The sequence below is a fragment of the Pseudarthrobacter cremeus genome, from assembly GCF_051857465.1.
GTDB lineage: Bacteria > Actinomycetota > Actinomycetes > Actinomycetales > Micrococcaceae > Arthrobacter.
The window spans coordinates 23967-42873 of sequence record NZ_JBPZHC010000016.1; the positions used below are offsets into that span (position 1 = coordinate 23967).

The 18907-nt window shown below is 62.5% G+C and carries 14 protein-coding genes and 1 pseudogene; 8 read left to right on the forward strand and 7 right to left on the reverse strand.

All coding sequences use genetic code 11. The features are described from left to right. The first annotated feature begins 2 nt into the window (after positions 1-2). Both ACS5PJ_RS20655 and ACS5PJ_RS20660 read left to right on the forward strand, forming a co-directional pair. Positions 3-1400: an MFS transporter gene (locus ACS5PJ_RS20655; RefSeq protein ID WP_439436730.1), complete on the forward strand. Its 1398-nt coding sequence runs from the start codon at positions 3-5 to the stop codon at positions 1398-1400. Between the two features lie 389 nt (positions 1401-1789). Then, the gene (locus tag ACS5PJ_RS20660) at positions 1790-2680 is read left to right on the forward strand and encodes an alpha/beta hydrolase family protein (RefSeq protein ID WP_439436731.1); all 891 of its coding nucleotides are present in this window, start codon (positions 1790-1792) and stop codon (positions 2678-2680) included. Between the two features lie 195 nt (positions 2681-2875). On the opposite strand, the gene ACS5PJ_RS20665 is transcribed toward ACS5PJ_RS20660, so the two are convergent. Both ACS5PJ_RS20665 and moaA read right to left on the reverse strand, forming a co-directional pair. Then, complete coding sequence (locus ACS5PJ_RS20665) at positions 2876-3169, reverse strand: MoaD/ThiS family protein (protein ID WP_439436732.1); 294 nt, start codon at positions 3167-3169, stop codon at positions 2876-2878. Next, a complete protein-coding gene (gene moaA, locus ACS5PJ_RS20670; RefSeq protein ID WP_439436733.1) occupies positions 3170-4240 on the reverse strand; it encodes a GTP 3',8-cyclase MoaA in 1071 nt (356 codons plus the stop codon). A gap of 283 nt (positions 4241-4523) precedes the next feature. On the opposite strand from moaA, the gene ACS5PJ_RS20675 reads away from it, so the two are divergent. The 6 genes from ACS5PJ_RS20675 (at position 4524) to ACS5PJ_RS20700 (ending at position 11019) form a co-directional block, all read left to right on the forward strand. Further along, on the forward strand, positions 4524-4997 hold the full coding sequence (locus ACS5PJ_RS20675; protein WP_439436734.1) for a molybdenum cofactor biosynthesis protein MoaE: 474 nt from the start codon (positions 4524-4526) through the stop codon (positions 4995-4997). A 343-nt stretch (positions 4998-5340) separates the two neighbouring features. Next, positions 5341-6804 carry a sodium:solute symporter family protein gene (locus ACS5PJ_RS20680; protein WP_439436735.1) on the forward strand — a complete coding sequence of 488 codons (1464 nt, stop codon included), beginning with the start codon at positions 5341-5343 and terminating at the stop codon, positions 6802-6804. A gap of 160 nt (positions 6805-6964) precedes the next feature. Then, positions 6965-8413 carry a UbiD family decarboxylase gene (locus tag ACS5PJ_RS20685; RefSeq protein WP_439436736.1) on the forward strand — a complete coding sequence of 483 codons (1449 nt, stop codon included), beginning with the start codon at positions 6965-6967 and terminating at the stop codon, positions 8411-8413. 9 nt (positions 8414-8422) lie between these two features. Continuing rightward, positions 8423-9382, forward strand: a complete 960-nt coding sequence (locus ACS5PJ_RS20690) for a LysR family transcriptional regulator (RefSeq protein ID WP_439436737.1) — start codon at positions 8423-8425, stop codon at positions 9380-9382. After that, a complete protein-coding gene (locus ACS5PJ_RS20695) occupies positions 9375-10001 on the forward strand; it encodes a UbiX family flavin prenyltransferase (RefSeq protein WP_439436738.1) in 627 nt (208 codons plus the stop codon). Before ACS5PJ_RS20690 ends, ACS5PJ_RS20695 begins: the two co-directional genes overlap by 8 nt. 439 nt (positions 10002-10440) lie before the next feature. Then, positions 10441-11019: an adenylate kinase gene (locus ACS5PJ_RS20700; RefSeq protein WP_439436752.1), complete on the forward strand. Its 579-nt coding sequence runs from the start codon at positions 10441-10443 to the stop codon at positions 11017-11019. Between the two features lie 249 nt (positions 11020-11268). On the opposite strand, the pseudogene ACS5PJ_RS20705 reads toward ACS5PJ_RS20700, so the two are convergent. The 5 genes and pseudogenes from ACS5PJ_RS20705 to ACS5PJ_RS20725 all read right to left on the reverse strand — a co-directional run. Beyond that, positions 11269-13356 (reverse strand): annotated as a pseudogene (locus ACS5PJ_RS20705) (ATP-dependent Clp protease ATP-binding subunit); the annotation flags it as partial. A 608-nt stretch (positions 13357-13964) separates the two neighbouring features. Then, entirely contained in the window at positions 13965-15128 is a 1164-nt protein-coding gene (locus tag ACS5PJ_RS20710; protein ID WP_439436739.1) for a low temperature requirement protein A, read from the reverse strand. 218 nt (positions 15129-15346) lie between these two features. Continuing rightward, the gene (locus ACS5PJ_RS20715; RefSeq protein WP_439436740.1) at positions 15347-16456 is read right to left on the reverse strand and encodes a hypothetical protein; all 1110 of its coding nucleotides are present in this window, start codon (positions 16454-16456) and stop codon (positions 15347-15349) included. Between the two features lie 349 nt (positions 16457-16805). After that, positions 16806-18548 carry an FAD-dependent oxidoreductase gene (locus ACS5PJ_RS20720; RefSeq protein WP_439436741.1) on the reverse strand — a complete coding sequence of 581 codons (1743 nt, stop codon included), beginning with the start codon at positions 18546-18548 and terminating at the stop codon, positions 16806-16808. A gap of 24 nt (positions 18549-18572) precedes the next feature. After that, complete coding sequence (locus ACS5PJ_RS20725) at positions 18573-18836, reverse strand: UBP-type zinc finger domain-containing protein (RefSeq protein WP_439436742.1); 264 nt, start codon at positions 18834-18836, stop codon at positions 18573-18575. Between the last annotated feature and the right edge of the window lie 71 nt (positions 18837-18907).

An 18907-nucleotide genomic window follows, 5' to 3' on the forward strand; every position in this document is an offset into this window, starting at 1 on the left:
TGATGCCGCCCAGCACCCGTGGTTCCGGAACTCATTCGCCGCTGCCCGCCGCCTTCGCATCGGTCATGGGGTGGTCCTTTGACCTGTTTGACCTGTTCCTGTTGCTGTATGTCGCAGGGCCGATCGGCCGGCAGATATTTCCGGCCGAGAGCGAAACACTCAGCCTTGCCCTGGTCTTTGCCTCGTTTGCGGTCAGCATCCTGCTGCGCCCCGGCGGGGCGGCACTCTTCGGGGAACTGGCCGACCGTATCGGCCGTAAGAAGATCATGGTCACCGTACTCGCCGGCGTCGGACTCTCAACAGCGGCAATGGGACTCGTCCCGACATACGCCGCCATCGGTGTCGGGGCACCCATCATCTTCCTCATCCTGAGGGTCGTGCAGGGCCTTTTCGTCGGCGGAGTGACAGCCACGACGCACACGCTCGGCACAGAGAGCGTGCCTGAACGCTGGCGCGGCCTGATGAGCGGCCTGATCGGCGGAGGCGGCGCCGGCATCGGCGCGACCATGGCCAGTGTCACGTTCATTGTCGTCGGCCAGCTCTACCCGGGCGACGCGTTCGATGAATGGGGCTGGCGCGTCATGTTCTTCACCGGGCTGCTGGGCGCGCTCCTGAGCCTGTTCGTGCTCAGCAAGGTCGAGGAGTCCCCGATGTGGCTCGAGGCCCAGGAAGCCGCCAAGACTTCACCGGCAGCTGCTCCCGCACAGAAAATGCGGTTCAAAGACCTGCTGACCGGCAAATACCGGACCATCACCCTGCTCAACATCGCTCTGGCGGCAGGCGCCGGCGCGCAGTACTACCTCACCTCGGGATTCCTGCCCACCATGCTCGGACCGGTCGTCAAGGTACCCACAGTTGAACGCGGCTGGATTCTGCTCGGCGCGAGCCTCGTGGTCATTGTTGCAGCCACCGGCGCTGGCGAGCTGAGCCAACGGATCGGCCGCCGCAAGACCATGCTGATCTTCGGCGGCATCAACATCGTCGCGCTCCCGCTACTCACGATCGCAATCGCCGGGTCGGACCCTTCCTCCACAGGGACCATTCTGGCGCTGAGCTGCCTGCTGGCGTGCTTCGCCAACGCGGCTTACGCACCATTGATGGTCTTCCTGAACGAACGCTATCCGACCGCAATCAGATCGCGGGGAACGGCCATCACCTGGAACACCGGCTTCATGCTCGGCGGCCTGCTGCCGACGTTCGTCAATCTGCTGAGCCCGACCCTGGCCGACATTCCAATCAAGCTGGCGATCTTCCTCGCGGCATCGACGCTCATCTTCATCGCAGTGGTCCTCACAAGCCCGGAAACCCGTGGCCGTTTGGAAAGATCCCACGCGCACGATGACGGCCCGCCGCCACCGAAAAACGGCAAGGGCACGATCAACAGGACCCCACATACCTAATGTTGTGAGCGCAACGCGACCGGCCCGTTTTCGAGAACGGACTCAGCAGGCGCTGCCCACATCCCACACCGACTCGAATTCATCAGCGCTGCCCCAACACCGCTCCAAACATCGGTCTCATCAACAGCACGCCCAACAGCATTCGAGCTGATTCCCTGCCGCGTCCGCCGCCCGGACATTTGCTGGGCAATCCTGTGAGCCGTTGAACCAACTGCGCTACAGTGCTCGCAAAAGTCCACGCAGACCATAGCGAACATCGCTGGACCTGATCAGGCTATCGGCCTCCCTAAAACGGCCGAGCGGAACCATCGGAAAGCCAGACCGGTGAGGAACGACCAACTTTGCCATGCGTGGCCCGGGCTGAGACCAAGTAGAAAGGACGTTCTGCGATGGAACCTGTCTCTCTGACAATTTCCTGTGACGACGGCTATGTACTGCGAGGACATCTATGGGAGCCCAGTTCCTCGGAAGAAGGAAGACTTGGGGCAGTCGTTGTTATTGCCGGCGCTACCGGAGTCAAAGCAACCTACTATCACCGCTATGCAGCTTTTCTTGCGGAGAACGGGTTCACGTCGATCACCTTCGACTACCGGGGTATCGGTCAATCCAGGGAATCCACTTTAAAGAATCTGCCGGCCAGCTGGTACGACTGGGCTCTGAAGGACCTTGATGCGGTTCTGGAATGGGCTCAGATCAACTGCGCTGAAAAGCATCTGCATGTCGTCGGCCACAGTTTTGGTGGGTTTAGCGTCGGATTAGCGCGCAATGGTCGACGGATTAACCGGCTGCTGACAGTGGGCGCTCAACATGCCTACTGGCGGGACTACCGCCCCGGTCATCGGCTAGGACTCTGGTGGCGATGGCACATCCTGATGCCTGCTTTGGCGATCTGGAACGGCTACTTTCCTGGCAAGCGACTCGGCTGGCTCGAGGATTTACCGAAGGGCGTAGCCATGGACTGGGCACGGAGCCCGAGGGACTTCACCACCGGGGGAGCAGGTCATGCCCGCGAGCTGATACGGGCGCATCAGGCTTCATTCACTGCCCCGACGCTTGCCGTGGCCGCCACAGATGATCCGTTCGCAACAGAGACTGCTGTCCTCCGGGGCCTGAGCTACTACCCCAACAGCTCCGCCATCCTGGTGCAGCTGAACCCGCAGGACTTCGGGAGAGCAGAGATTGGGCACTTCTCGCTTTTCCACAGCAGCTTTCGCGACACGTTCTGGATGGGTACCATCCGGTGGCTTCGAGACGGCGTGAACCCGTGGGCCCTGAAATAACACGCGCTGTTACTGCGCTGCCCTCACGTCCAGAAGCGCCGGTGCTCGCGTGCGCTTTTGGCTCCGAGTGGTCCTCGGTCTCGAAGTTGCCGCTGGACTCTTGTCGGGTTTCGGTCCCCACCAGAGCCCAGGATGCCGACCCGGCCCACCACGTCCGCCGCCGAACCGGGGGACAGCGCTCGGAGGCGCGGAGCCTTATCCTCCGGCGAATGGCGGCAGAATGTCCACGGTTGCAGTCCCGGCCAGTAAGGTATTCCTGTCGCGGACGCTGACCTCGTCCACCAAAAAGCTGCTCCGGTCCAGCACCTGAGCCAGCGACGGCGTCGTGGGGTCATCGGAAGGGGGATGGAGTTCCAAAATCCGATCCAGCAGCGCGCCGAGGGACACACCGCCTGCAGCCCTCCTGTTGGAGTCGACGTCGCCGCACGATATCGTTTCCTCCGCCACCTGCGCGGCATGCATCGCGGCCGCAAAGTATCTGACCAGCATTCAGCCGCCTATCGCGCTCATAGAGCGGTCTGACTGGACGAAGTCAACGCCGCCGAGCCCGGTGTGGTCCATGCCGTGTGCCTTCGGCTTGAGCCACATCGCCTCTGACCAGCGCTGGGCGATGTCCGTGTCTGTGGCTCCCGTGCGGAACAGACCCAGAAGGTCGGTTTCCTCACGCGAGAACAGGCAGCTCATGATCTTGCCTTCCGCGGTGACCCGAGTGCGTTTGCAATCGGAGCAAAACGGCTCGGTAACTGAGGCGATTATGCCCACGGTGCCCAGTACGACATCGGGGGCGTCCTTGGCACGAACCTGCCAGCGCTCGGCAGGGGCGCCGTCGCGTTGCCTCGGGTCCGGCGTGAGCAGAAAGGATTCCTCCAGCCGGACCCGGATTTCGGCGGCTGTAATCATGTTCTCCCGGGTCCAGCCATGGTCCGCATCCAACGGCATCTGTTCGATGAATCGCAATTCGAAGCCGCTGGCCAGGGCCCAGGAGAGCAGGTGCACGGCCTCATGGTCGTTGATGCCTCGCATCAGCACTGCATTGACCTTCACCAGTCCGATTTGCACCCTGGCGGCCTCCGTGACGCCGGCCAGCACCTGATCCAAGAAGGGGCGGCGGGTCAGCGCCCTGAAGGTTTCAGCGTGCAGCGAATCCAATGAGACGTTGATCCGGCTGAGGCCAGCATCCTTAAGCGCCCGAGCCTTCTTCGCCAGACCGATCCCGTTGGTCGTCATGGAGATCGGCAGCTCGGGGTGATCGTGCCGCAACCGGACAAGGATCTCGACCAGGTCCCGCCGCACAAGGGGCTCACCCCCGGTAAGCCGCAACTCGCGAATGCCCAGAAAGTGCACACCGATGCCCACCAGACGCACGATCTCATCGGCCGTCATGATCTGGTTCTTACTCAGCCATGCCAGGCCCTCCTCCGGCATGCAGTAGGTGCAGCGCAGATTGCACTTGTCCGTGAGGGACAGTCGCATATCAGTCGCTCGCCGGCCGTACCGGTCCGCGAGACCTCCTGCCGGGGACCGGGAGCCGGCAGGCAGCGGACGCTTTGAAACACTCATGTCTTGAGGTTACGCCCCCCTTCGCAATCATCCTTTGCATATGGTCCGAATCAGACCTATATTACTTATTAAGTCTTTTAGGTCTTGCACCAGCCCGGCAGAACTCGAACATCGAATCGGAACAGATGAGGGGAAGTCCCGTGTCACGGCCAGCAATTGCTGTCGTACTCAACGAGGACGACAGCGAGGACTATGCCACCTTGAGCAGCCACCTCTCCCAAGTCCACAGGGTGGTTGCCGTTAGCTTCCAATATTTGCAGCCAACTGGAAGGGGTAAACAAACATGGCAGGCGATGAAGAGAAGAGTCCCAGGAACAGCAAAGTTGTTACCGCCGTGGTCAGCAACACCGCTATCAGCCTGGACACGGCCCTCGCCGCGGTGGCAGCGAAGGAGTGCGGCGCCGTCGTGAGCTTCAGTGGCGTGGTCCGCAACCACGACGGCCGCCCCGGCGTGCTGCGTCTGAAGTACAGCGCACACCCGAGCGCGAATCGTGTGATTGAGGATATTGCTGCCGAGGTCGCAGGAAAGTACGACGGTGTCAGGCTCTGGGCCGCTCACCGTGTAGGCGAGCTGAAGGTCGGAGACGCGGCCCTTGTCGCAGCGGTGTCCGCGGCCCACCGCGGCGACGCCTTCGATGCCTGCCGGGATCTCGTGGAAGGTGTGAAATTCCGGCTTCCGATTTGGAAAGAGCAGTTCTTTGAGGACGGAGACGTGGAATGGGTTGGCATCGGAGTTAACGGACATGCTGATAGTTAAACTGCCATTCGGCGCCTCCTTCCTTGGTAGGCGTCGCACGGTTCAAAGTGGCGGGACCATTCCGCGGATGATTGCGCGGCGGGTCTCTGCCCTTCTTAAAGCCAGAGGGCGCACCCCGGATCAGCCCGCCGCAGCGGCACGCTGCTCAATGAGGTTCCCGACCGCTGCCACGTGCCTGGTCCCGACAATCGCGTCAGGCGCTGCCCCGGGCACCGATCACCTCAGGACCTATCAGGGGGAGTGATACGGCGGATAGCTAAACGGTATTAGACGTGCAATGGTCCAAGACATACGGTCGTTGTGGCGTGGCTCACGTTATGGGCCCCGGAACTAGGAGACATGGATGAAATCCGTTTGGTTAGTCATGCTCGTCGTCGTTGCCTATATGGCGGTGCTCGCAGCGATCAGTTACTTCGTCCGCCGCTCTTCCCGAACCTCGGAAAGCTTCGCCAGCGGTGGCAAGGCATTTCCCGCCGTACTGATCGGCGTCCTCCTAGCCTCGGAATTCATCGGGACCTCCGCCAGTATCGGCACCGCCCAGGAGGCGTACAAAGTCGGAATCTCCGCGGCATGGAACATAGTCGCCCTGGGCCTCGGCTTCATCCTGTTCTCCTGGCTGCTCGCCAAGCGCTTCAAGACGCTCGGCGAGATCACGATCTCAGGAGCGCTGGCCCGCACCTATGGTGAACGGGTGCGCACAGCCACCTCAGTGATCATGGTCTGCGCCCTGCTGATCGTAGCGGTTTCGGTCTATGCAAGCGGCGGTGCCATTCTGGCCAACCTCCTCCAGATCGACAAATCGCTGGCGATCGTCCTGGTCGGGGTCCTCGCCACGCTCTACGTCAGCATCGGCGGGATGCGGTCGGTCATCTACACTAACGTGGTCCACACGATCGTGAAGCTCGGAAGCGTCGTCCTCCTCGCGGTAATCGGCATGTCGCGCGTAGGTGGCATCAGCGGACTCAGGGCCAAACTTCCGGAAAATATGTTTTCCGTCGACGGAGTCGGTTGGCCTCAAATCTTCGCATGGCTCATCGCAGGGATCGGAGCGATCTTCGCCACCCAGTATGTCGTCCAGGCCATCACTACCGTCGAGGACCCGAACAAGGCACGCCGCGCCGCCTTTTACTCGTCGCTGGTCCTCATCCCGTTCGGACTCCTTGCCGCCGTCGTGGGCATGTGCAGTGCTGTGCTCTATCCGAAGATCAACTCCATCCAAGCCCTGCCGGCCCTCACTGCCGATATCGACCCGCTGCTCGCCGGCTTCGTCATTGCGGGTCTGGCAGGGGCGATGTTCGGCACGATCGCTGCACTGACGATCGGCTCGTCAACCCTGCTGCTAAAAGACTTCTACCAACGCTTCTTCAACCCGGGACAGGACGCGCGGAAAAACCTCGTGTTCATCCGGATAGCCACCGTCGTCACCGGCGTCATCCCGATCTCCCTCGCCCTCACCGCATCCAACGTCCTGACCATTACGTTCCTCGCGAAGTCATTACGCGCATCGCTTGCTGTGCTCGTTGTTCTGATGTTCTTCAAGCCCGGCTACGGCACCCGGGCCGGTGCATTCGCCTCGATCATCGCATCACTGGTGACCACCATTGGCTGGTTCCTGGCCGGCAACCCCTACGGCATCGACAATGCATACGTCGCGGTTGCAACACCGATAGTGATTATGACGATTTGCCAGATCTTCAAACCCCGAGGAACCGACACCCTCGAGCTGCCACCAAAGAATCAGCAAGACCCGCGTACCGGTGATGACGTCGAGCCGGGCGCAACCTTGCAGGCCAACGGACGCACGTAACCCGAGAGCCATGGCCCCGCCAGTTCATCCCTGGCATCGGCACCGCGAAGGGATCGGCACCGCGAGCATCGTCTGGGAGGACGTGCGGGCATCGAGATCAGTACCAACCGAAAACAAGACATGGCCTGGAGCGCAACCGGCCAACTGAAGGAGCAAGAAGATGAGTCCGTCACCAGAGCAGGCTTTGCAGGACGCAGCGAAGAAGCCTATGAGCACCACCGACGTACCCGTCGGCGCAAGCCTGCGCGGCTGGCTCGACCATCTGCAGGCCTCCGGTCGCCTGTCTCTGACCGAGCCGGGCATTGATCTGCGTTTCGGCGTCGCCGGGGTCGCAAACCGTCTGGACGGTACGAGTGCCTCGATCTTCCCCAGACCCAGCGCACATGTCGTGCCCGTTGTCTCCGGACTGCTGTCCCAGCGGTCTTGGATGGCCGAGGCGGCAGGCGTTGGACAGGAAGAGCTGATCTCCAGCTTCGAGAATGCCTGTCTCAGCCCGGTGCCATGGATCGAAGTGGCGGACGCGCCCTGCCAGCAAGTCGTCCACCACGATGTCGATCTGGAGAAGCAGCTTCCGATCCCTACCCACAACGAGCATGATTACGGGGCCTACATCACAGCCGGGCTGCTCATCGCGCGACGGCCCGACACTGGTGTGCAGAACGTTTCAATCCACCGCCTTCAAGTCAGCAGCCCCGACCGGCTGGGTGCCTTGCTCCTGCCACGACACACACTCGCCTTCTTTCACCAGCAGGAACGAGAGGGCGCGGACCTGGACATCGCCATCGTCGTCGGGGTAGACCCCCTTACCCTTATGGCCTCACAGGCGATTGTGCCGATTGACCACGACGAGCTCGAAATCTCCGGTGCACTGCGCGGATCTCCCCTCCCGGTGACCAAATGCGTCACCAACGAGGTGCGTGTCCCCGCCGATGCCGAGTTCGTCCTCGAGGGCCGACTGCTTGCCAATATCCGCGAGCCCGAGGGACCGTTCGGCGAGTTCCCGCAGTACTACGGCGAGCGGGCGGAGCGCCATGTCATCGAGGTGGACGCGCTTACCCACCGGACGTCACCCATCTACCACACGATCGTCGGAGGAAGCCTCGAGCATCTCCTGCTCGGAGGGATCCCGCGAGAAGCGTCCTTCCTGTCCCACCTCCGGCGCAGCTTCCCGTGCGTCAAGGACGTCCATCTCTCCCGGGGCGGCACGTGCCGATACCACCTCTCCGTACAGGTCGACCGGCCCAAGGCGGGCGAGGCGAAGAACGTCATCCTCGGAGCACTCGGAATGCACTATGACATCAAACATGTAACTGTTGTCGACACCGATGTCGACGTTCACAACCCTGCCGAGGTGGAATGGGCTGTCGCCACAAGGTTCCAGGCCGACCGTGATCTGATCGTCGTCCACGGGGCACAGGGCTCCAAGCTGGACCCTTCAACTGACGACGGGTTCGGTTCGAAGATGGGCCTTGATGCTACCGTCCCGGTGGACGCACCCCCGATGAAGTTCACGCGCATCCGCGTGCCGGGCCAGGAAGAACTCGATCTCGACCAGATAGTGAGGTCTGCCCCGCTCAACTGGGAGGAACGTGTAGGCAATGTCTTATAGGGGGCGGCGGTGGAACTGAGACAGCTCACGTATTTCGCGTGCCTGTACCGCGAGGGGAGCGTTACCCGCGCGGCACAGCGCCTCAATATTGTCCAGCCGGCATTGTCCATGCAGATCGCGAAACTTGAGAGCGAGCTCGGCCAGACGCTGTTCGAACGGACGCCCAAGGGCATGACGCCCACAGCGGCAGGAGAGCACGCCTTCGAACTCTTCTCCCCACTGCTGGACCAACTCGTCCGGGCGCGCCAGGAACTTCTGGGAAATCGTCCGGAGATGACGGGCTCGATCCGTGTCGGAGTGATTGCATCGGCGGCCAACGCAGCCTTGTCGGACACCTTGGCACACTTCGTGGAACACTATCCGGACGTCCAGATCTACGTGACCACCGGGTTCAGCAGTGAGCTGGTCGAGAAGCTCCGCACGGGCGAGCTCGACTGTGTGGTCATCAACCAGACCTTCGGTCAGGACGATTTCGCCGCCCGCGAAATCCTTGACGAGGAGTTGGTGGTCACCACCGGAGCAAGAACGGCAATGTTGATCCCGACCCCCGTGCCGCTCCACGCCCTGGCTTCACTCAACCTCGTTCTGCCCTCACGACGCCACGGCCTGCGCCAGGCCATCGAAGATGTACTTCGCGCACACTCAATCGAGGTGCGTCCGCAGCTCGAGATCGATGACACCAGCGTCATCGAGGAACTCATTCAACGGACCAACTGGGTCTCAATCCTTCCCGCCGGCATGGTCAACCGCGGACTCGTGCAGGGGACTCTCCGCGTGTACGGACTGGCGGCGCCTGGGGTCTCAAGACGCATGTTGTGTCTGAGCGACCCCAGACGTCCAAGCACCCTGGCCGAAACGACATTTATCGATGTACTTGCCGGGAAGCTTCGCGCACTGCAGTTATCCACTACCGCAGTCACCAACGTCCCAATGCAAATACCACTGGAGGATCAAAATGAAGATGCCTGACCTGACCCCCCGCCTGATAGTTGGGATGTCCGGAGCCTCGGGGGCCGCATACGGCGTCCGGCTCCTCGAGCTGCTCCGTGATACCCCAATCGAAACGCATCTCATCGTCAGCAAGGCCGGACGCCTAACGCTGGCCCAGGAGACCGACCTCCGAATGACTGACCTTGAGGCGCTTGCCGACGTCGTCCACCCAAACCAGGACATCGGGGCGACCATCGCAAGCGGATCGTTCCGCACGATGGGCATGATAGTCGCACCGTGCTCGATCAAGACAATGTCCGAGATCGCCTCGGGAATGACCTCATCGCTACTGGCGCGTTCAGCCGACGTCGTGTTGAAGGAACGCCGAAGGCTGGTCCTGATGGTGCGGGAGACCCCGCTACACCGCAACCACCTGAGGACGATGGCCGATCTGAGCGAGCTGGGAGCGGTCATCGCTCCGCCCGTGCCTGCGCTCTACACGCGGCCGCAGTCGATCGACGACATAATCAACCACACCGTGGGCCGCGTCCTAGACCTCTTTGAGATTGAGTCCGGTTTGGTGAAGCGGTGGGACGGAGTCACGAACGAGCGCACCAGACAACGACAGTCAAACCCTGTGGGACCTGGGCTGGCGTAATCTTCTTATCGGTGTTCCCGCCCGGCATATCACTCTGGGGGAGAAGCCGTCTGTCTGGATCGGTTGGTCGGTTGGTCGGTTGAGGGAGTCTGCGAGCTGTCGCGAGCTTCGTGTGAGTCCGTCCCTCTTTCCTATTCGGCTCAGACCACAAGACATAACCTAGGACAGCAAGCAGGCCGAGGACAAAGCAGGCAATGAATGCTGTTTGGGCCCATGTTTCCAGACTCTTGTGTTCCAGGGCGATAGCGATCACCGGTACTAGGATCCCCAGAAGGGACAGAATACCGAGAACCCATATCGCTGCAACCACCCCATGGGATTGCCCACGCGAAGCAATCCGTCCGTCAACGGATCGCGTTCAGCAGGGGATACTCCCTGATCTGACGGTCCCGAACGCCGACCAAGAACAGAATCAACGACAGGACAATTCATGACAAGAATGCTAATTATCGGACCTCCGGGTTCCGGCAAGGGTACGCAAGCGGAACGCATCTCGGAGCGCCTCGGCGTCGTTGCGATCTCCACCGGCGACATCTTCCGGGCCAACGTAAAAGGCGAGACACCACTGGGCGTCGAAGCCAAGAAGTACATGGACGCCGGGGACTTTGTTCCGGACAGCGTGACCAACAAGATGGTCCGCGACCGTCTCAGCGAGCGCGATGTCGAGTGCGGCTTTCTGCTGGACGGCTACCCCCGCACCACGGCGCAGGTTGACTACTTGGACGAGATCCTGGCCGATGGTGACCAGAAGCTCGACATCGTCCTGCAGCTGACCGCTGACGACGAGGAGCTTGTTGCGCGCCTGCTGGGCCGTGCCAAAGAAACCGGCCGCAGCGACGACAATGAGGCCGTCATCCGTCACCGCCTGGATCTTTACCACGAGCAGACCGAGGCCGTTGTGGCCAAGTATGCCGAACGAGGGATCCTCACCAAGGCGGACGGCATCGGCGCCATTGACGAGGTCACCGACCGCGCCATGGATGCCATTGGCGAGCGCGACCTGTTTGGCGCGATCTAATTTGATGGACACTGCTGATTGCGAGCGATCAAGGGCAGTACCTGCGCAGGTCAGGGCGCGGGCGGCGACCCCCAGGAAAGCGCGATGAAAGCTGCTCGCCCTCGGTCATCCGGCTGCGAAAGATCGCGATGGAGTCCTCGATGCCCCGGCCCAGCACCCGGTCCCGCAGCGCCTTCTCTGAACCGAAGCCGTTGCCCTCGTCGGCCTTGGATACAAAGCCCATCGCGCCGCCCTTGCTGGCCAGGAACTCCGAGCCGAGGTTGGAGGTCATGATGATCACGGTGCTGCGGAAGTCCACCATGCGGCCCTGTCCGTCGGTCAGCCGCCCGTCGTCGAGTACCTGGAGCAGCAGGTTGAACACATCCGGGTGGGCCTTCTCCACTTCGTCGAGCAACACCACGGAGTACGGGTTACGACGGACGGGTTCGGTCAACTGCCCGGCTTCGCCGTAGCCGACATAGCCCGGAGGGGCCCCGACCAGCCGGCTTACGGTGTGCCGTTCGCCAAACTCGCTCATGTCGAAGCGCACCATTGCATTCTCATCCCCGAACAACGACCCGGCCAGCGCCTTGGCGAGTTCGGTCTTGCCCACACCCGTCGGGCCGAGGAACAGGAAGCTGCCGACAGGCCTGTCCGCGTCCCCCATGCCTGTGCGGCTACGCCGGACCGCCTTCGCGATCAGCGTCACTGCGTCGTCCTGCCCGACGATCCGCTGATGCAGTTCCTCCTCGAGCCTGGCCAGGCGTTCCCTGTCGTCTTCCGTGAGCCGGCTGGCTGGGATTCCGGTGGACCGGGAAATGACCCCTGCGATCTCCGCTTCACCGACGACAGCCCGGGCGCCGTCGAACGCCTCAGGTGCATTGGAAATCGCAGCGGAGAGCTTCCGGTTCACCGTTTCGATCTCGTCCCGAAGCCGTGAGGCCTCTTCATAGCGTTCTGCGGCCGCCGCATCGTTCTTCGACTTTTCCAGGGCAACGAGTTGCTCGCGTAGAACAGCCACATCGGTCCGGGAGCCGAGCTTGAGGCTCAGCCGCGCACCTGCCTGGTCGATGAGGTCGATGGCCTTGTCGGGCAGGAAACGGTCCGTCAGGTAGCGTGCGGAGAGTTCGACGGCGGCGCGGATCGCCTCGTCGGTGTAGCGGATGCCGTGGTGTTCCTCGTACCGTCCGCGCAGGCCCTCGAGGCTCGGCTCGCCGACCTGTACGGGCTGGAAGCGGCTTTCCAGTGCCGCGTCCTTCTCCACCTTGCGGTATTCGTTCAGGGTGGTGGCGCCGACGAGATGCAGTTCACCCCGGGCCAGGCGTGGCTTCAGGATGTTTCCTGCGTCCATGCCGCCTTCCCCCCGCCGCCGGCTCCGACGACCGTGTGAAGTTCGTCGATGAACAGGATGATTTCCCCGGCGTGCGAACCGACCTCGTCCATGGCCTTGGTCAAGCGCTCCTCGAAGTCGCCGCGGTACCGCGTTCCGGCCAACATGGCCGGCAGATCCAGGGCAATGACGCGCTTGCCGCGGAGCTGTTCGGGCACGGCGCCTGCGATGATCGCCTGGGCCAGCCCTTCGATGATCGCGGTCTTGCCCACGCCGGCTTCCCCAACCAGGACAGGGTTGTTCTTTGTGCGCCGGGCCAGTATCTCGATGGTCTGTTCGATCTCGGCGCTCCGGCCGATCACCGGGTCCAGGCTGCCTTCGCGGGCACGTGCCGTGAGGTCGCTGCCGTAGGTGTCGAGGGTCGGGGTGTCGGACCCGGCAGCAGCTGCCTGCGACTGACCGGGCTCCGCGCCCGTCGGCGTGGCCCCACGCCGACCGGACTGCTCGCGCGGACCGGACTGCAGGGACTCCGGCGTCACCCCGGCCGCGGCGAGCACCTGCCCGGCCGGGGCCTCCTGATTAACGACGAGCGCGAAGAACACGTGTTCGGGATCGATGTAGGTTGAGCCGAATGCCCGGGCGACCTGGTAGGCGTCGAGTAGGGCTCGCTGGGCCGACGGCGTCAGGGCCGGCGTCGTTTGAGCCCTGGCGGTTGCCTGCTCCGGGAGACGCTCCTCGGCCGCCGCGGCGATGGCAGCAGGTTCCGCCCCTGCGTGGCGGACGTAGTCGGCGGCCGGTTCCCTCTCGACCATGACACGCAGGCTGTGCAGCGCGTCCACATGGATGTGACCGTGCTGCGCGGCGAACTGCGCGCCACGCGCGAGCACGTCATGCGTGCGCCGGCTCAGTAGCCGGGTGATGTCCATCGGGTGCCCGGGGCCGCCCGCGCGCTGGCCCTGCAGGTAACGGGCAAGGAATTCGTCGAACGAGCCGTGGCCGGACTCGGCCGGTCCAGAAAATGCAGCCATGAAACCTCCGTAAGAGAGTTGAGTGTACTCGACTCAACGTTAGGAAAACGGATTTATTCCCGGGTGCAGCAGTGGGCAGGGCGCGGACGGAATCGGGGCCCAGGTGGCTGGACGCTGCTCAGTCTCATGGAACAACCCCGAGCGAGATCCCTTCTGGTCATCGTTCCGTGGGAAGGGCAGCCCTCCTGACCGGCACTTCCGGAGGGTTGTGCGGACTAGAACATGCCTGCTGGGCCATCTCCAGGTGGGTCCTGATCCTGCAGGGGCTAGCTCCGCCCCGCACCATCTGGCGTGGACTGGAACAACTGACCGGAACACGGGTGGTCGCGCTGGGCCGCTGCAACACCAGCACCCATCCGCCCGCGCTGTGGCTTGTGGGAGCCACCACAGCGCTGACCTTCCCCGCCCATGGAATTCCCGGAGCCGGTTTTCGTCGTTTGTCAGAGCCAGTCGAAGAGCGTTCTGCTGGCCCCGTCCAAGGCCACCGCAAGGTGACCGGACTTCCGGTCGTTAGACCTGATGAACGCGTCTATCTTCGCAGTCCAGTGCAACAGGGCCCGGGCTGGAAAAGCCGGCCCAGGATTCCTTCCCTGGCATCCAATACGCCGTCAGCGGGCTCCCTGTTGCGTTCGGCGGCGGCGGGTCACGGTGTCGGAAACTGCTACTCCTATGAGGGGAAGAACGGCCCCCATCGCGGCAACGAACGCGGGGAGGAGAAAGCTCAAAATTGCCAGCACCACCAAGGCTCCGATACCGGCGAGATCAGATGGGGGGCGTAGGCCCAGTCCCTGTCGAATAAAAAAGCCCCGGGCGGCAAGGAAGAGAACCGGCCCACCAAAAAGAAACAGAACGGTGGCCAGATCGGGGCGGGCGGCCGGATCGCTGATCACGAGCTGATCACCAACCGCCACCAGGATCAAGCCTGCCAGTAACATGACCAAGGTGTTGCCCGCCAAAATGCCGGGCCGGAACTGATCATCGACAGAAGCAAGCTTTTCCAGAATGTCCTGTTCGAGACCATGGAAGTAGCACCACCAGATCGCGACGCTTCCGGCCAAACTTATGGTCCCGGTCAGAAATATCAAGGGGTCCTCCAGATTGCCTGCAATCGCCAGACCCGTCGAAAGGATCGTCTCGCCGAGCGCGATCAGGTAGAACAACCCGAACCGCTCAAAGATCCTCTCTCCCGGGAGCGGGACCCGGTTTCCTTCGGTTTTCCTGCCCGGTAACCGGTGCGCCAGCATATGGCCGCCCAGATCGATCGCGGCAGCGACACCCCAGAACAACAAACGCGGCCCCGGACCGAGGAAGACGCCGGCAACCCAAAACGGCGCGCTCATACACCCCCAGATCAGAGTGCGCACAAAATGGTTGTGGGTGGTGCGGTCAAGTCCGACAGTGAGCATCCACGCACCCCGGCCCAGTTGGACCAGGAGATAGCTCGCAGCAAAGAGCCACCCGAAGGCGCCAAACGCAGAGCCTATTGAGGCGTTCATGAACAGTGTGACAAGCATGACGATCAACAGCATCCACTGCACCTCAAGCCGCGAAGTGTCCAGCAACGTCGCCGACCAGGTCGTGTATACCCACACCTTATAGACCGCAAGAAGAAGCACAAATGTCTCACCGGCCCCCACCCAGGAGGGATACTCCAGCAAATGATGGGACAGCTGCGATAGTGCGAAGACAAAGACCAGATCGAAGAATAGCTCAAGGCGCGTAACCCGGTCTCCGGAGGTCGCGGAACGCATCAGCGACCTGGCACGGGACATCAGTATCCTCCATTGGGCTAGGAGCGGACGGTTGCCCCCTCCTGTTGTCGAAAGACTGACGATGCTCAGCAAGAAAGTCAAGGGGAACGCGCCGGAGAGGTGGGGCGGTGCACCGTCCGGCGGCGTCAAAGAACCTATACACGCCGCCGCGGCTTCTTGACAGGTTCAATTGCGCCGGCTCGGCCCCAACGAGGCGATTCGCCAGGAGCACGTCCGGATTATTCGCCTTCGTCGATCGACTGGCGACGATGACGTTCCCGTTGGCCGTACGCCGCCCGAAGAATGTCGTCCTTTGACTCGAATCCCGAGCCCAACGCACCACCGATGAGCGCCGCCGAGGTCGTCATCCAGGCGACTTCGGCAAAGTCCCAAACAGTCAGGGGATGTTGCAGTGTCACCGCCAATAGGGCGTCGTCGATAGCGAACGCCGCGGCCAGTAACACGGCCACGAACAGCAGGACGTAGCTGATCACAACTCCGATTATCAATGACCACACTGTAGAGATGTTGTACAGGGATGCCTTGTATCGTTCGAGGGGTTCGTTGCGTCTGGGACTTTCCCACAGATCGTGCTGGGTGATGATCCAGAACACCATCGAACCAATCGAAAGGGCAGTTAACAACGTCAGCCTCGGCGCCCCCAGCAGGTCGGCGAGTTGCCAGATAGTGTCCGTGACAAGCGCGAAGGCGCCTGTGGCGATCGCGGCGGCCATTGCGCTTTTCAATCCGAAGACCAGCCGCCAAGGGCGGTTCGCCCGCAGCATGCCCGCCAGCAGCCTTCCCCGGCCAAGGCGGGTTGCTGAGACGTAGCGGAACCCAATCGGTCCTTCGTCAAGAACAGCGGCCTCAATAAGCCTGGAATGGTGCAGCGAGGGCGGGCCGAATTCCACGGCGTCATCTTCCGGATCGAAATGGCGGTGCATCGCCTGGCCGAGATCGGCGACGGCGGAGCGGACCCGGCGGTCGATGTTGACGGCGCCTAGCGCGGGCAAGGAAACGAGGGAGATCGGATCTGCGAGGGCAACTTCCGCGACGACGGTTCGGCCCTCGAAACGAATCGGAAGATCGGTCAGGCAGACCATGACATCCCATGCACGGAGGGTCCGGTGCTTCACCAAGGAGTCCAGCATCGGCGCCAGCCCATTGCCGGCCGTAAAATCTTGGTACTCGATCGCCACGGACCAGTCGTGGCGCTCATCGGCAAGGTTGAGCAGATGGCCCACTTCGCGTCCGTTGCGCTCGGCAAACTCGGCGGTGACCTCTGGTTCGGCGAGCACTCCCAGGGTACGGGCACTGTTGGGGTTCACGTCGCCCGAATGTTCCGACACGCCCGGCCTCCTGTGGTTCAGTGCATATGACCAGCGAGCTGAATGTCACCGGCGTCGTGGACAGAGGCTCCCGATGCCTGAATCCGTGGGTCTGCGCGCTGACCGCGGCTCCGGCCCGATTGAGGCCTGGTTATGGGTCAAAAGGGGCACCGTGCGGACGCAGGCGCCAGGCTCGCGTATCCAAAGCAAGGGCAGGTTCCTCTTGGCCGCCTGCCGGTGTGTGCGCAGTAGGGACGAATGAGCCCTCTGCGCGGTCGAAGGCCCGGTACAACGGCGGCCGCATCTCTGGACGGAGGCTCGCAAGGCATACAGCAGTGCCAGACGATGGAGGCACGGTCCTGCTGGACTTTCATTGTCGTTCACTCATACGTGCACCGGCCGGTCCATCCCGGAGGAGACGCAGGTGCTCGTGGATCATTGCCACTGCTGTCGAGCCTTCACCGGCGGCAGCCGTTACGCGTTTGACCGATCCATGCCGAACGTCGCCGACTGCGAACATCCCGGGGACGCTGGTTTCCAAGGGCAGCCGTCTGCGGCCCAGATGGCTGAACTCAGGAGGGAGGTCCCCAAGATCCGCCCCGGTGAGAACAAAGCCGTCGTCATCCAGTGCGAGGAAACCCTGCAGCCATTCCGTGTGCGGCTTGGCCCCAATGAAAATGAAGAGGTACCGGGAGTCGAAGATGCGCTGTTCGCCCTTGGCTCCCAGATCGACGATGATCCGTTCGAGGACGCCTGAACCCTCCACGCCAACGATGTTGGCCCGCAGCAGCACTTCTACGCCCGGGTGCTCTTCGATCCGTTCCGCGAGGTAACTCGACATGCCCGCGCGTAGGTCCGCCCCGCGCACCACCAACCGAACTGATGCTCCTGTCTCAGCCAGGAAAAGAGCGGCCTGACCCGCGGAGTTTCCACCTCCAACGACGGTCACCGGTTGCAGTCCGCAGAGCCTGGCCTCATGGACGGTGGCTGCGTAGAAGACACTTTTCCCCTCGAATTCCTCCAGCCCGGTGACTGGAAGCCTGCGGTATTGAACCCCGGTTGCAAGAAGCGCGGCGCGGGAGGAGGCAGGGCCGCTCTCGGTGAACTCAGCGCGGAACTCGCCGTCCCTCAACTCGATGGTGCGTGCCCGGCATGCGACGTTGATCTGGACTCTGAACTTGCGGGCCTGAATGATCGCTCTTTCGGTGAGTTCCCCGCCGGAGATTCCGGCGGGAAAGCCGAGAAAGTTTTCGATCCGCGGCGACGTGCCGGCCTGCCCGCCCATCGCGAAGCCTTCCTTAAGGACGACCGACAACCCGTCGGACGCCGCGTAGACGGCGGCTGCCAGGCCGGCCGGCCCGGCCCCGATCACCATGAGATCGTAGGAGGCCGAATGCGTTTTCACCACCCGTAGGCCCATGGCAATGGCCAGATCTGCTTTTGACGGGTTTCTGAGGACCCGCGAGGCGCTAAGTACCACTGCTGGCAGGTCGTTCACGAGGATCCCGGCGCGGTCCAGAATGGCCTGCGCCTCGTTGTCATTCTCCAGGTCGACCAGCCGGTGGGGCAGGCGGTTGGCGGCTGCGAATTCCAAGAGACGAATGGTGTCACGGCTGAAACAGGATCCAACGATGCGGATGCCGGCACCAGAGCTGATAAGCAGGATTCGGCGCCGAAGATATGCCCGCAGGATGGTCTCGCCCACCGCGGCGTCCGTCAGGACAACACGGCGCAGATCGTCCCCGCGGATCTGGAGCACTTCACCTGCCTCGGCGCACACAGTGCTGACGAAGGCCGGTTGCCCCTCGACCAGGCCCAATTCCCCGAGGAATCGTCCCGGACTGTGAACCTCTAAGATTCGCGTGCCGGAACCCAGCTCAGCAGGCTGTCTGCGACCGGCGTCATGCAGGCCCTCCACGACCAGTACCGTGCCCTGCAGTATGACGAAGAAGTCAGCGTTGGAGGTTCCTTCCTGTATGAGGACTTCTCCGGCGGAGGTAGCGCGGCTGCTGCCGGCACGGCTCAACGAATCGATCTGGGCTTGGCTGAGCCGTGGATAGGCGCCAGAGACATCGGGCGTTTCGATCAGCGTCGAGTCTGCGATAGGTTCCATCAGCTGGTTGCGCCCGCCGATACCCTAGACGAATGCCTCATGGGGATAGCACCAGCGCCAGTCCTCGCCGGGCTCCAAAGAACGAACGATTGGATGCAGTTCGGTGGCATGAGCCCGCGCGTGCCGCATAGGTGAAGAATCACAACACCCGACACGGCCGCAGGATAGACACAGACGCAAATGCACCCACTGAGTGCCCAATGACAGACACTCCTCACAGCCCTGCGGTGTGCGTACCCGAATCGGACGAATCAGCGCGAGATGTGGATCAAGAATTCCAGGAATCATGTTGGCTCCTATGTCGGTCCGGCCATGGAGCCAACATCGACGCGATGGGCAATAAGCGTCGCGTTGGCCCT

Excerpts from the sequence above, each read along its gene's own strand:
- moaA (WP_439436733.1), bottom strand. The coding sequence starts at position 4,240 with ATGAGTGTTTCAAAGCGTCCGCTGCCTGCCGGCTCCCGGTCCCCGGCA.
- ACS5PJ_RS20665 (WP_439436732.1), bottom strand. The coding sequence starts at position 3,169 with ATGCTGGTCAGATACTTTGCGGCCGCGATGCATGCCGCGCAGGTGGCG.
- ACS5PJ_RS20695 (WP_439436738.1), top strand. The coding sequence starts at position 9,375 with ATGCCTGACCTGACCCCCCGCCTGATAGTTGGGATGTCCGGAGCCTCG.
- ACS5PJ_RS20655 (WP_439436730.1), top strand. The coding sequence starts at position 3 with ATGCCGCCCAGCACCCGTGGTTCCGGAACTCATTCGCCGCTGCCCGCC.
- ACS5PJ_RS20710 (WP_439436739.1), bottom strand. The coding sequence starts at position 15,128 with ATGTCCCGTGCCAGGTCGCTGATGCGTTCCGCGACCTCCGGAGACCGG.
- ACS5PJ_RS20675 (WP_439436734.1), top strand. The coding sequence starts at position 4,524 with ATGGCAGGCGATGAAGAGAAGAGTCCCAGGAACAGCAAAGTTGTTACC.
- ACS5PJ_RS20725 (WP_439436742.1), bottom strand. The coding sequence starts at position 18,836 with ATGATTCCTGGAATTCTTGATCCACATCTCGCGCTGATTCGTCCGATT.
- ACS5PJ_RS20685 (WP_439436736.1), top strand. The coding sequence starts at position 6,965 with ATGAGTCCGTCACCAGAGCAGGCTTTGCAGGACGCAGCGAAGAAGCCT.
- ACS5PJ_RS20700 (WP_439436752.1), top strand. The coding sequence starts at position 10,441 with ATGCTAATTATCGGACCTCCGGGTTCCGGCAAGGGTACGCAAGCGGAA.
- ACS5PJ_RS20660 (WP_439436731.1), top strand. The coding sequence starts at position 1,790 with ATGGAACCTGTCTCTCTGACAATTTCCTGTGACGACGGCTATGTACTG.
- ACS5PJ_RS20720 (WP_439436741.1), bottom strand. The coding sequence starts at position 18,548 with ATGGAACCTATCGCAGACTCGACGCTGATCGAAACGCCCGATGTCTCT.
- ACS5PJ_RS20680 (WP_439436735.1), top strand. The coding sequence starts at position 5,341 with ATGAAATCCGTTTGGTTAGTCATGCTCGTCGTCGTTGCCTATATGGCG.